The sequence below is a fragment of the Paraburkholderia sp. BCC1884 genome, from assembly GCF_900996225.1.
Lineage (GTDB): Bacteria > Pseudomonadota > Gammaproteobacteria > Burkholderiales > Burkholderiaceae > Paraburkholderia.
Genome location: NZ_CAAJGL010000101.1, coordinates 368,989 through 380,535 on the forward strand (window position 1 = coordinate 368,989; position 11,547 = coordinate 380,535).

Genomic DNA, 11,547 nt, shown 5'->3' on the forward strand with positions numbered 1-11,547 from the left:
AGGGCACACGCAGACTCACCGCCGAGCCGCCGATGACGAGAATCGATTTTCACTCGAACGTCGGCGACTCGCTGCTGTATGCGTGCCGCCTGATTCGCAAGGCGTATCAGGCGGGCCAGCCGACCATCGTGCTGGCCGAGCCCGAGCGCCTGCGGGCCTTCGACGAGCAGTTGTGGACGTTCTCGCCACTCGACTTCGTGCCGCATTGCATGGCGGGCACGTCGCTCGCCGCGCAAACGCCGATCGTGCTGGCGTCGAACCTCGATGAGGTGCCGCACCATCAGGTGCTGCTCAACCTGGGCGCCACGGTGCCGGCGCAATTCGCGCGCTTCGAAAGATTGCTCGAAGTGGTCGGTAACGCACCAGACGAACTCGCTGCGGGCCGCGAACGCTATCGCTTCTATCGCGATCGCGGCTATGCTTTAAACAACTACAAGCAAGGCAGCTAGATTTTCAGGGCGTGTGCGTCGTGCCTGATCCGATCTGACGGATACGGCGCTCGGCCTGCCTTGCTTCGACTCAAACACGGAGAGTGCACGTGTCCGATACCAACGAAGATTCGATCCCGGTTCTGCACGAGATTCTCGTACCGGGGAGTCGCGCAGACGCGCGTCAGGCGCCAGGCGGCCTGAGCGCGGAAGACGCTGCGGTCAGGCGCGAACCGAGTTTCGGCACGGAGCCTTTGCTGGCGCCGGAGCCGCTCGACGAAAACGAGCCGGGGCTGGCGCAGGAGCCCTTGCGTATGCACGATTCGGAGCTGGCGGCGGAGCCCGAGCTGGCGCCTCAGCCGGTCCTCACGGCCGAGCAGATGCTGGCGCCCGAGCCGGTGATTGCACCGGAGCCCGCGCCGCATCCTGCATCCGCTCACGCGCAGGAAGCCGCGCACGCGGCGGACCCTCATCATCCGAAGAAACGTTCGCGCGCCCAGCATGCTGCCGATGCGAAGCAGACGCACGACGATTTGCCGTCGGCGGGCGTGTTTGACCGGCACGAGCCGCATGCGCCGCTCGAAGCGGGCGCGACCGTCCCGCCGGATATCGCGCGTGAAGAACCCGGCATACCCCAGTTGAGTCTCGACGCCGATGTCATCGCCGAACGCCTGCGCGGGCGGTTTGCGGGTTTTCTGACGGGCGAGGGGCGCGGCATCATCGAGGCGCGTTGCCGCGATGCCTTGCAGGAGCACACCACCTGGCTCGTCAACCAGATCACGCGCGAAGTGGCGATGACGCTGGAAACCGAAATGACCGGCTGGGTGCGCGAAGCGGTAGAGGAAGAGATCGCGCGCCGTTCAGGTCGCGTCTGATCGTGTAGCGGGGCGCGCCTGTGTCGGCGCCTGCGCTGGGCGCTGCAAGCACAGCGCTCGCCGCTCGCCTGAATGCGCCTCGCGCGCTACTTGAGCGACAACACCCAGTTGGCCAGCGTGGCCGCCTGATCGGGCGTGAGCTGCGTGTTGGCGGGCATCGGCACCGGGCCCCAGACGCCCGCGCTGCCGTCCATGATCTTGTGCTTCAGATAGTTGGCGGCGTCTTCACGGTCCGCATATTTAGCGGCTACATCATGTAGCGCCGGTCCCATGAAAGAACGCGTGACCGAGTGACAACTCATACAGTTCTGCTGCTGCGCAAGCGCGAGACCGGCTGCGGCCTCGGCATGCGCGGCCGGACTGCTCGAGCCGAGGATCGCGCCCAGCACACCGGCTGTTGCCAGTGCTGCAAACGACTTTGATTTCATTCTGGTCTCCGTCGGTGCAGATGCCCGACTCGTGGTGCACGCATTATAAAAGGAAAGGGGCGCGCGGTTTCCCGTCTGCTCCTTAGCGCTTTTACGTAGCACGTGCGGTGTCGTGGCGACGCTATCGTCGAGTACCACCTGCATTGCGGCCAAATTGGGTTTCATCATGCCTGGCCTCTGCGGCGGTTTTTCGTACGCGGAGATCCCCATGCCTGGATTGCCCATGGAGTCACGATGACGATATCCACCGTTCGCAGCACCCCGCCCAGTCTGGTACTGGATGAGCTGGCCGGGCCTGGTGCCGTTCCGCCCGTCGGTCGAAATACCGATTCGGCGGCCGCAATGACAGCGAGATCAGGCCCGCAGGTGCGGGACCTGCAGGCCGCGCTTCAGGAGAGCGCTATCCCGTCGGCCATGCGCCTCGCAGCCTCCGATGCCGCGTTGCTGCGCTCTCGCAGGACCCCACCCCCTCCGGTGACGATCCGACCTGATGCAGGGCAAACATTCAACGCCTACGACGGGCCCGCGACGAAACACGACCGCATTACCATGAGGGTCTTGTCGCGCGCGGCTGGGCAGCCAGACGCGCTGCGGAGCACCTGTTGCGGACTGGTGTACAGCAATTTCTACATGGTGGCGACTGGCAAAGCGCCCAACCTGTTTGACATGAATGCGTTGATGCGTGAAAGCCTTGCCGATCCTTGGCTGAGACCGACCGCACTCGCCGCCATCAGACAGGTGCACCAGGACACGCAGAACGTTGCCGTTGCCGACACGCCGGGTTACATCGCGCGACGTGGTTCGTGGTCCATTCGAACCGGCCCGCAATTGCGTGACTCACTGGAATCCGAGTTCGGGCAGCGCCATAGTTCTGCAGATGGTCGCGGCAGCTACGAGACGACGATGATGCCGGTTCGCATGACTTTCCGGGACCCGCCTGTCAGCGCGCAGGACAGTAGCGTGACGTGCGGTCATGTGATCATCGTGCAGCGGCTCAATCCGTCCGATCACTACCAGAACGACCGATACCAGATCTACGACCCCGCCTATGGCGCGTTCGAATATGCGAATTTCGAGCAGACGGCTGCTGCTATGAATAGCCTTCTCGCGGAAGGTTATCCTGCGCTCGGCGGCATCGCTCGCCTGTTCGTTTTTCCGAACGATGCCGAGAACACCTACCGGTCGAATGACGGCACGAGCGCGCCACCTTCCCCCTTCGGCAATGTTTCGCTCGGCTCGCTGGACGAAGGCCCCGAACTGCAGGGCGCGCATTCGTTGGTGCTTCCACCCGTGAATTTGCCCGTGCCGGATGTGGCGCAGCCGCCTCGTTCGCCGCATGGCGATCTCAAGCGCGACGTGAGTGCAGAGCCGGATCGGCAACCTTATGTGCTGTACCGCCCCTCGAACCGAACGCCCGACGAGATGCGTAAAGATCTCGGGTTCAGTCTCGAAGGCACGAGGCTGAACAACGTCAGTCTGGATTTGCATAACTTTGCGCTGGCAGCCGATCCCGGCGCCACGGACGGCGGCGGCTACCTCGGCACGTTTCGCGACAGCGAGACGGCGAAGAACCGGTTGTCGTCACGTGAGCAGTCTGGTGGCTACCTCTATTACATCGCACCGAGCCCGAACATGGTCGACGTGCACGCGAGCCTTGGTCGGAGCGATCGCAGCCCGGCAAGTGATGAAGTCGCCGCGATGGGTCGCATCGATCTTGCGCAGGTGCGCGGCTGGAGCAAATTCGAGAACGGCAAGCTGGGTCCTTACGTGACCAACCCTGACTACCGCTACGACATTTTCGATCACACCCGTACAGCGGGCGCACAACCCCAACTCGCGCACTTTTCTCCAGACGACCCAGCATGGATCGACGACGATCACAAACCGTTCGTGGCGCAGAAGAGCGCCGGCGGGAATACGCGCTACGTGCCCAACGAGGACCCCGCACTCACCACGGCAGAGTTCTACCGGCGCTCGCTCGACAAAGTCCACTACCTGGCCGACCAGTTGGCGAAAGGCGAGGATTATCGCGAGCCCGTGCATATCAAGCCGTACTTCAACAACGACGACGGCAAAGGCAACACGAAGCTGAATTTTTACGACGGCAATGCTTATCCGTCGGTTGATTCGGCGTCGTCGGTCAACTCCCAGTATGAGTTCTCGTTTGGCGACGACGGCCGGATTCACTCCTCGCATGATGACAGGCAGGTTCTGCGGATCGACAGGAGCGGCAATGCATATATCGGCAGCGTCCCCGAGGACCGCGCTAGCATGAACGGCGTGTTTGTCTACGATCCCGACAGCAGCGGACTGCTGCATGTCGAAGACCATAAGTGGCTGACGGAAGGCGTTGCTTCCTACCGGCCTTATGTTGCGTCACCGCAGGCGCGTAACGGTCAACTCGCCGCACGGCAGTCGTGGCGACTGGAAAACGACAAGGGGCAGGCAGTCTATCCGCCGTTGCCAAGCGCCGTCTTCAAGGACAATCCGGTTGCCACGTCGCAGCAACAATATCAGCTCTATCAGGACCCGGATTCAGCGTTGCCCACGGGCAGTACCCACTTTGTGACCGAGGTGGCCGGGATAGCCAATTCCGGTGGCGCTCAGGCCTTCATGCAATCCCAGCCTCCGTTCAGGGATGTGGCGCACGTCAGTAACTGGCTCACCGCACGCAACGCGGCATGGCTTTTCCGCGACGGCCTGGTGGCGACCCCTGCGGCTTCGAGCCAGTTGGAGATTCGCACGATCGGCGGTACGCCCATCTGGCGCACGAGCGTCGATCCCGTCTCTCACCAACTGCGATATGAGTCGCTGCAGGCTCGGGCGCTCACGTCGAACTTCGAGATTCCCGAGCCGATCTGGATGCGCATCATCGCGCAGCAGACGAGGTACACCGATCTCGAGAACCGCGCGTCGCATGTGTATATGTAGCCGACCGGCTTAAAGCCAGCAGGAGCCCGGCAGACGGAACGCTGCGGTTGCAGAGGCGTCCCGACTTCGCCGGGCTGGTCGTGCCCGACACTTCAGCCCGTCACCGCGCCCTTGTTCGCGGGCTGCGCCAGCGCAAAATACTTCGCCATCACGCCACGCGTGTAACGCGGCTTCGGTTGCTGCCATGTGGCACGGCGGCGCTGCAGTTCGGCGTCGTCGATGTTCAGTTGCAGCAGAAGCTTGTGTGCGTCGATGGTGATCGAGTCGCCCTCCTGCACGAGTGCGATCGTGCCGCCCATGAACGCTTCCGGCGCGACGTGACCGACCACCATGCCCCACGTGCCGCCCGAGAAGCGGCCGTCGGTGATGAGGCCCACCGTTTCGCCGAGTCCCTTGCCGATGATCGCCGAGGTCGGCGCGAGCATTTCTGGCATGCCGGGCCCGCCCTTCGGGCCGAGATAGCGCAGCACCAACACGTCGCCGGCGACGATCCTGTCTGCCAGAATCGCTTCGAGCGCACTTTGCTCGTCGTCGAATACGCGCGCCGGGCCGGTGATGACCGGGTTCTTCAGGCCGGTGATCTTGGCGACCGCGCCGTCTTCCGCGAGGTTGCCTTTCAGGATCGCCAGATGGCCTTCCTTGTAGAGCGCCTTGTCGATCGGGAAGATCACCTGCTGATCCGAACGTGGCTTGCCCGGTACGTCCTTCAGTTCTTCCGCCAGCGTCTTGCCGGTGATGGTGATGCAATCGCCGTGCAGCAAGCCCGCGTCGAGCAGGATCTTCATGACTTGCGGAATGCCGCCGGCCTTATGCAGATCGGTCGCCACGTATTGGCCCGACGGCTTCAGGTTGCAGATCACCGGCACCTTCTTGCGCATGCGCTCGAAGTCTTCGATGTCCCATTCCAGTTCCGCCGCGTGCGCGATCGCCAGGTAGTGCAGCACGGCATTGGTCGAGCCGCCGGTCGCCATGATCAGCGCCACGGCGTTTTCGATCGATTTCTTCGTGACGATGTCGCGCGGCTTCAGATCCTGCTTGACCGCTTCGACCAGCACGCGGGCCGATTCGGCCGACGAGTCGACCTTTTCCTGATCCGGATTGGCCATCGTCGACGAGTACAGCAGCGACATGCCGAGCGCTTCGAACGACGAGCTCATCGTGTTGGCGGTGTACATGCCGCCGCACGAACCCGTCGACGGGCACGCGTTCTGTTCGACCCCGTCGAAATCCTCTTGCGACATGCGCCCGGCCGTGAATTCGCCGACGGCTTCGAACGAGGACACGATGGTCAGATCGGTGCCCTTCCAGTTGCCCGGCCGGATCGTGCCGCCGTACACATAGATGCTCGGCACGTTCGTGCGCAGCATGCCGATCATGCCGCCGGGCATGTTCTTGTCGCAGCCGCCGATCACGACCACGCCGTCCATCCACTGACCTTGCACGCAGGTCTCGATGCAGTCGGCGATGACTTCGCGCGACACCAGCGAGTACTTCATGCCCTCGGTGCCCATCGACATGCCGTCCGAGATCGTCGGCGTGCCGAAAATCTGCGGATTCGCGTCCGCGCCCTTGACCGCGACGACGGCCGCGTCGGCCAGCCGCTGCAAGCCGGCATTACACGGCGTGATGGTCGAGTGGCCGTTGGCGATGCCGATCATCGGCTTGTCGAAATCCGCCTTCTCGTAGCCGAGGGCGTAGTACATCGAGCGGTTCGGCGAACGCGCCACGCCTTGCGTGATGTTCTTCGAACGACGGTTGTATGCCATGGGGAGCTCCAATCTGTTTTGTTTTATCCGCGCTGCCTGCTGCGTTGCCTGCCGGCGCCGGCACGTCAGTTCAGTGTAGTTCCGACGCGTCGAGCAAGGATGCAGTTTTGCCAAACGCGCGTCCAATATATTATTCAGGCTTTATTAGGTCGTAGAATGTATTAATCATGCTGCCTGCCACGCCCGACCTGCGCCAGTTGCGCTATTTCGTGACCGTCGCCGAAGAGATGCACTTCGGACGGGCGGCGCGGCGTCTTTCGATGACGCAGCCGCCTTTGTCGCAGGCGATTCGGGCGCTGGAGGAGACGCTCGGCGTCGAGTTGTTCGCGCGCACCAAACGCACGGTCGAATTGACGGCGGTGGGCGCGGATCTGCTGCCCGAAGTGCGGCGTCTGCTGGCGAGCGCAGAAGGGTTGCGGCCGCTCGCGCAGAGCCTCGCGCGGGGCGAGGCGGGGGCGTTGTCGCTGGCGTTCGTGTCGACCGCGGATTACGGTTTGCTGCCGCAGTTGTTGCGCGATTTCGGCGCGCGCTATCCGCGTGTGCGGCTGGAGTTGACCGAGGCGACGAGCGACGTGCAGGTGGAAGAACTGACGGCCGGGCGCATCGACGCGGGGCTGGCCATCGCGCCGCTGCCGTCGCGCCATGCCGCCCAACTCGCGTGGTTGCCGATCGCACGTGAGCCGCTGGTGATCGCCATGTCGACGGATACGGCGGCGCGCCTGGCGAATCCAGCGCGACACCCAGGCGAAGCCAGCGCCGACCCGCGCGCCGAATGGCGCGACACCCCGATCAGCCTGCGCGACATCGCTGACGAACCGCTCGTGATCTTCCCAAGGCGTTTGGCGCCGGGCTTTTATGACATCATTATGGATTGCTACGGCGTGACGGGCCTCGCACCCCGGATCGGGCAGGAAGCGATCCAGATGCAGACGATCGTCAGCCTGGTGTCGGCTGGAATGGGTGTCGCACTGGTGCCGCAATCATTACGTAATCTGCGCCGCACGGGTGTGGTGTATCGTCCGCTTGCCGAGTCGGTGCCCGCGATCGAAACGGGGCTGGTCTGGCGCACGGCTGAAGTGAGCCCGGTGCTGGCGGGCTTCATCGAGATCGCGCGGGCTCACGCGGCGACGCTCGACATGGCTGATGCGCTGGTCGCGCCGCGTCTTTAGCAGCGTGTCGCGAACGCATTGCAGGCCGGCGCGTCCAATGCATGCGCCGCAAGGTGCGCCCCACGCTGCCGAGTACTGAACAACCGACTATAAAATCCGTTTCCGAACCTGAACTGCCCATAACAACACGATGCATATTCACCCGAATTTCGACCCCATTGCCATTCATCTGGGGCCGCTCGCCGTGCGCTGGTATGGCCTGATGTACCTCGTCGCGTTCATTGCGGCGATTGTCGTCGGCCGGTTGCGGCTGCGTTTGCCGTACGTCGCCGCGCAAGGCTGGACCGCGAAAGATATCGACGACATGCTGTTCTACGGCGTGCTGGGTACGATCCTCGGCGGCCGCCTCGGCTACGTGCTGTTCTACAAGGCGAGCTTTTACTTCGCGCATCCGCTCGACATCTTCAAGGTGTGGGAAGGCGGCATGTCGTTTCACGGCGGCTTCCTCGGCGTGACGTTCGCCATGGTGCTGTTCGCGTATCAGCGCAAACGCTCGTGGCTGCAAGTCACCGACTTCGTTGCGCCGATGGTGCCGACCGGACTCGCGGCGGGGCGCCTCGGCAACTTCATCAACGGCGAGTTGTGGGGCCGCGTGACCGATCCGACTGCGCCGTGGGCGATGATGTTTCCGGGCGCCGCACCGGACGACGCCGCGTGGCTCTCCGCGCATCCGCAACTGGCCGCGCAATGGCATCTGAACGAAGTGTTCGCGCAATATCACATGCTGCCGCGCCATCCGTCGGAGCTGTACGAGATCGCACTGGAAGGCGTTGCGCTGTTCTTCGTGCTGTTCTTCTTCTCGCGCAAACCGAAGCCGCTGGGCGCGATCTCCGCCGTGTTCCTGATCGGCTACGGCCTTGCCCGCTTCACGGTGGAATTCGCCCGCGAGCCGGACGATTTCCTCGGCCTGCTGGCGATGGGTCTTTCGATGGGCCAATGGCTCTCGCTGCCGATGATCCTCGTCGGGATCGGCCTGCTGGTGTGGTCGTATCGGCGCGCACGCCGTGAACCGGCGCCGGCGGTGAGCGCGAGCTGATTGTCAGCGACGGCTTGTCGTCGCGCGCCATGAATGAAAAACGCCACGGCATGCCGTGGCGTTTTGTTTTGCAGCGAAGTCGCGCGTGACGCGCAATCGCCTTACTTCATCTGCACCGAGCCCGACACGTTGACCGTCACGGTCGACGTACCGCCTTCGATCGGCACCGGGGCCGATGCCTTCGCATCGGCACCCATCGCACGTGCGCTCATCATCATCATGGGACGCGGCATCACGCCATTGTGTCCCACGTTGACCTCGCGAATCGAATAGCCGCTGTAGCCGAACGCTTGCGCGGACGAAGCCGCCTGCTCGCGGAACGATTTGATCGCTTCGCCCGTGAGCTTCTGTTCGGCGGCGCGCTGCGCTTCCGGCGACAACGAGAACTGCACGTTGCCGACCTGCATGATCGAGGCCATCTGGCCCGCGAGCTTCGACGCCGCGGCGAAGTCGTGCGACTCCAGCACGATCTCCGTGCGGCCGCGCCAGGCCGAGATGCGTCCGTCGCGATCGGTGGACGGATAGATCGAGAACGAACCCGTGCGCGCGGTTACACCGCTTACGCCCTTGGCTTTTTGCAGCGCCGAATCGGCACGTTGATTCAACGTGGAGGTGAGCGCCGACGGATCGCTCGCTTCCTGCTCGAAGAACAGCGTGATATCGACGACGTCTTGCGGTACTTCCGCGCTGGCCTGCGCATTGAGCGACAGCACGCCCGCCGGCTGATACTGCACGCTTTGCGCGCGCGCCATGACCGGCGTGAGCGCGAGCGCGGCAGGGGCGGCGCATACGAGTGCGAGAGCGAGTGCCCGTGCGGTGTTTTTCGTCATTGTTGGACTCCTTGCTTGAACGGGTTGTGCGCGATAGAGGCGAACGCTGTGCAATGGCACAACGTTTGCGCGTCCGTTAGGCGCTTGTAACCTGAGCTTGGTTCCCGGCTTCGATGCGCTTTGACCGCGCTTTGACGTTTGTTCCTTCAGGCAAGGCGTTTGGTGATGAAGCGCCACTCGGTTTCCGTCACCGGCGTGATCGACAGACGGTTGCCTTTGGCCAGCACGCGCATGTCCTTCAACTCTTCGTGCTCGCGCAACGCGGCCAGCGGAATCAGCGCGATCTTCTTCTTGAACACCACGTCGACGAGTTGCCAGCGCGGCGTTTCCTGCGACGACTTCGGATCGTAGTAGGGGCTCTTCCTGTCGAACTGGGTCGGGTCGGGATACGCGGTGGACGAGACCTCAGCGAGTCCCGCGATGCCTGGCTCCGGACAACTCGAGTGATAGAACAGCACGCCGTCGCCGACCTGCATCATGTCACGCATGAAGTTGCGCGCCTGATAGTTGCGCACGCCGGTCCATGGCAAGGTGTGGTGCGGCGCGTGAGCGAGATGGTCGATGCTTGCTTCGTCCGGTTCGGACTTCATTAGCCAGTAGCGCATGAATCGAAGTGAACGATAAGAGGTTGAAGAGACAGAAGAAAAATCGCGGCCCAAAAAAAACGGCATCGAACCAAAGTTCGATGCCGTTCCAGATAAGGTCCCCACCTTGGCCGCTAGGCCGGCATCCTGAACCGGGGGTTCAGAATTGGTCGCAGTTAGCAACACTTCGGGTACATCAGACAGAGTGACGCGCACACCCGTGCTACAAATTTCCGCAACCGTGCACATGGCATTGGTTCAAGGAATATATGACCTTGGCGAACCAGGCAGGGAAGCTAAACCGGTGAAGCTTGGACGGTAGGATTCAAACGTTTGCGCAGTGTTGCTCGCCCATTTCGTTTGACTCCGCAGCGGGTCTCAGGACCCTCTGCAAGGACTTGCTGCTGGGCACTTACTGCATGCTGTACTGCTGAATCACAGTACCCAGTTGTTCGTTCATTTGATGCATTGTACGCCGGATTTCCTCTGCAGGAAATGCTTCTCCGTGTCGTACGCTCGATTGCAGCCTAAGCAGTTCCGATGCCAGCGACAGCGCAGCCATGACCGCAATGCGGTCCGTGCCGCGCACGTTACTATTATTGCGGATCTTCGACATTTCTGCGTCGACACGAGCTACCGCTTCGAGCAGCGCGCCTTCCGTTTCCGGCGAGCAGGCGAGGCGATACGGGACGCCGAGAATCGATACTTCGATCTGCTTGGTGGTCATGCATTTTCTCCGTGGCGGGTAACGTCGCTCGCGGCTTCGACTTCGTGCTGAGCAGGCTCGAGGAGATCGAGCTGGTTATCCGGCTCGTTGTGCGCGCGACCTCGCGGCAGCTTCTCGAGAATCGCATTCAGGCGCACCTGAGCGTCGTCGATCTTGGCGGACAGTGCATCGCGTTCCGCTTGCAGCGCGTCGCGTTCTTCGCGCAGCAATGCAAGTTCCGTGCGCGTGGCTTCCGCATCCGCACGCGATTGGGCGAGTTGCTCTTCGAGCGCGAGACGCGCTTCATTGTGGCGCTGGCTGATCGCGATCAGCTTGCCGATATTCTGTGAGAGTGATTCGAGTTCGGTGAGCATGTGCTGCGTCCTCTAAAGACATCGCATTTTAGCGCGGAATATTGCAGGTTCCGACAATTGTCTCGTTTCGAGACGTAACAACATCGCTTTGTGCAGGCTTTTGGCGACCTTATTATGAAAAAGTACTCGTGCATCGGACAATAGCCTGCATCTAGCCGAACAGATTGCACCGATATCGCGATACGTCTCACGATTCTTGACGCACTCCGAGCCCGCTCCTACACTGGCCGCACTCTGCGCGCGCCCGCCTGGCTGACACTGTGCGCGATTGAACCGTGATCGATTGGGTGCGCCATTGCAGGTCGATTCCGATCGCATGAGCGAAGCTCAACGTGCGAGTGTGCCACTGCGCGTCGCGCGTGGGAAGGCGGGAACGCCGGCTCGCCAGTCCGCATGCCGCTCGAAAGGCGAGGCGAGTCC

General features: G+C 62.6%; 11 protein-coding genes and 1 other RNA gene. 5 read left to right on the forward strand and 7 right to left on the reverse strand.

The window, feature by feature from the left end; genetic code table 11:
- Positions 1 to 32: 32 nt before the first annotated feature.
- Together FQ705_RS24060 and FQ705_RS24065 are read left to right on the forward strand one after the other, a co-directional pair.
- Positions 33 to 449 carry a DNA polymerase III subunit chi gene (locus FQ705_RS24060; RefSeq protein WP_144144979.1) on the forward strand — a complete coding sequence of 139 codons (417 nt, stop codon included), beginning with the start codon at positions 33 to 35 and terminating at the stop codon, positions 447 to 449.
- Between the two features lie 89 nt (positions 450 to 538).
- The gene (locus tag FQ705_RS24065; protein WP_144144981.1) at positions 539 to 1,303 is read left to right on the forward strand and encodes a DUF2486 family protein; all 765 of its coding nucleotides are present in this window, start codon (positions 539 to 541) and stop codon (positions 1,301 to 1,303) included.
- A gap of 86 nt (positions 1,304 to 1,389) precedes the next feature.
- On the opposite strand, the gene FQ705_RS24070 is transcribed toward FQ705_RS24065, so the two are convergent.
- The gene (locus FQ705_RS24070) at positions 1,390 to 1,731 is read right to left on the reverse strand and encodes a c-type cytochrome (protein WP_144144983.1); all 342 of its coding nucleotides are present in this window, start codon (positions 1,729 to 1,731) and stop codon (positions 1,390 to 1,392) included.
- A 234-nt stretch (positions 1,732 to 1,965) separates the two neighbouring features.
- Here FQ705_RS24070 and FQ705_RS24075 point away from each other — a divergent pair, with 234 nt between their 5' ends.
- Positions 1,966 to 4,662, forward strand: coding sequence for an enterotoxin A family protein (locus FQ705_RS24075; RefSeq protein WP_144144986.1), 2,697 nt, complete (start codon positions 1,966 to 1,968; stop codon positions 4,660 to 4,662).
- A 92-nt stretch (positions 4,663 to 4,754) separates the two neighbouring features.
- Here FQ705_RS24075 and ilvD read toward each other — a convergent pair whose 3' ends face one another.
- On the reverse strand, positions 4,755 to 6,428 hold the full coding sequence (gene ilvD / locus FQ705_RS24080; RefSeq protein ID WP_144144988.1) for a dihydroxy-acid dehydratase: 1,674 nt from the start codon (positions 6,426 to 6,428) through the stop codon (positions 4,755 to 4,757).
- A 167-nt stretch (positions 6,429 to 6,595) separates the two neighbouring features.
- On the opposite strand from ilvD, the gene FQ705_RS24085 reads away from it, so the two are divergent.
- A complete protein-coding gene (locus FQ705_RS24085; RefSeq protein WP_144144990.1) occupies positions 6,596 to 7,597 on the forward strand; it encodes a LysR family transcriptional regulator in 1,002 nt (333 codons plus the stop codon).
- A gap of 130 nt (positions 7,598 to 7,727) precedes the next feature.
- Complete coding sequence (gene lgt, locus FQ705_RS24090; protein WP_144144992.1) at positions 7,728 to 8,633, forward strand: prolipoprotein diacylglyceryl transferase; 906 nt, start codon at positions 7,728 to 7,730, stop codon at positions 8,631 to 8,633.
- A 101-nt stretch (positions 8,634 to 8,734) separates the two neighbouring features.
- On the opposite strand, the gene FQ705_RS24095 is transcribed toward lgt, so the two are convergent.
- From FQ705_RS24095 to FQ705_RS24115, 5 genes are all read right to left on the reverse strand, one after another.
- The gene (locus tag FQ705_RS24095) at positions 8,735 to 9,463 is read right to left on the reverse strand and encodes an SIMPL domain-containing protein (protein ID WP_144144994.1); all 729 of its coding nucleotides are present in this window, start codon (positions 9,461 to 9,463) and stop codon (positions 8,735 to 8,737) included.
- A gap of 146 nt (positions 9,464 to 9,609) precedes the next feature.
- Positions 9,610 to 10,068 (reverse strand): EVE domain-containing protein, encoded by a 459-nt coding sequence (locus tag FQ705_RS24100; protein ID WP_144144996.1) that lies wholly within the window; start codon positions 10,066 to 10,068, stop codon positions 9,610 to 9,612.
- Positions 10,069 to 10,162: 94 nt separating this feature from the next.
- Positions 10,163 to 10,344, reverse strand: a non-coding RNA gene (gene ssrS, locus FQ705_RS24105) — 6S RNA.
- Between the two features lie 115 nt (positions 10,345 to 10,459).
- Positions 10,460 to 10,774 (reverse strand): cell division protein ZapA, encoded by a 315-nt coding sequence (locus FQ705_RS24110; RefSeq protein WP_091796442.1) that lies wholly within the window; start codon positions 10,772 to 10,774, stop codon positions 10,460 to 10,462.
- Positions 10,771 to 11,127 (reverse strand): ATPase, encoded by a 357-nt coding sequence (locus FQ705_RS24115; protein WP_144144998.1) that lies wholly within the window; start codon positions 11,125 to 11,127, stop codon positions 10,771 to 10,773. Before FQ705_RS24115 ends, FQ705_RS24110 begins: the two co-directional genes overlap by 4 nt.
- Between the last annotated feature and the right edge of the window lie 420 nt (positions 11,128 to 11,547).

Bases quoted from the DNA above. Each gene is read 5' to 3' on its own strand.
- FQ705_RS24060 (WP_144144979.1), top strand. From the start codon at position 33: ATGACGAGAATCGATTTTCACTCGAACGTCGGCGACTCGCTGCTGTAT.
- FQ705_RS24070 (WP_144144983.1), bottom strand. From the start codon at position 1,731: ATGAAATCAAAGTCGTTTGCAGCACTGGCAACAGCCGGTGTGCTGGGC.
- FQ705_RS24075 (WP_144144986.1), top strand. From the start codon at position 1,966: ATGACGATATCCACCGTTCGCAGCACCCCGCCCAGTCTGGTACTGGAT.
- ilvD (WP_144144988.1), bottom strand. From the start codon at position 6,428: ATGGCATACAACCGTCGTTCGAAGAACATCACGCAAGGCGTGGCGCGT.
- FQ705_RS24085 (WP_144144990.1), top strand. From the start codon at position 6,596: ATGCTGCCTGCCACGCCCGACCTGCGCCAGTTGCGCTATTTCGTGACC.
- lgt (WP_144144992.1), top strand. From the start codon at position 7,728: ATGCATATTCACCCGAATTTCGACCCCATTGCCATTCATCTGGGGCCG.
- FQ705_RS24095 (WP_144144994.1), bottom strand. From the start codon at position 9,463: ATGACGAAAAACACCGCACGGGCACTCGCTCTCGCACTCGTATGCGCC.
- FQ705_RS24100 (WP_144144996.1), bottom strand. From the start codon at position 10,068: ATGCGCTACTGGCTAATGAAGTCCGAACCGGACGAAGCAAGCATCGAC.
- FQ705_RS24110 (WP_091796442.1), bottom strand. From the start codon at position 10,774: ATGACCACCAAGCAGATCGAAGTATCGATTCTCGGCGTCCCGTATCGC.
- FQ705_RS24115 (WP_144144998.1), bottom strand. From the start codon at position 11,127: ATGCTCACCGAACTCGAATCACTCTCACAGAATATCGGCAAGCTGATC.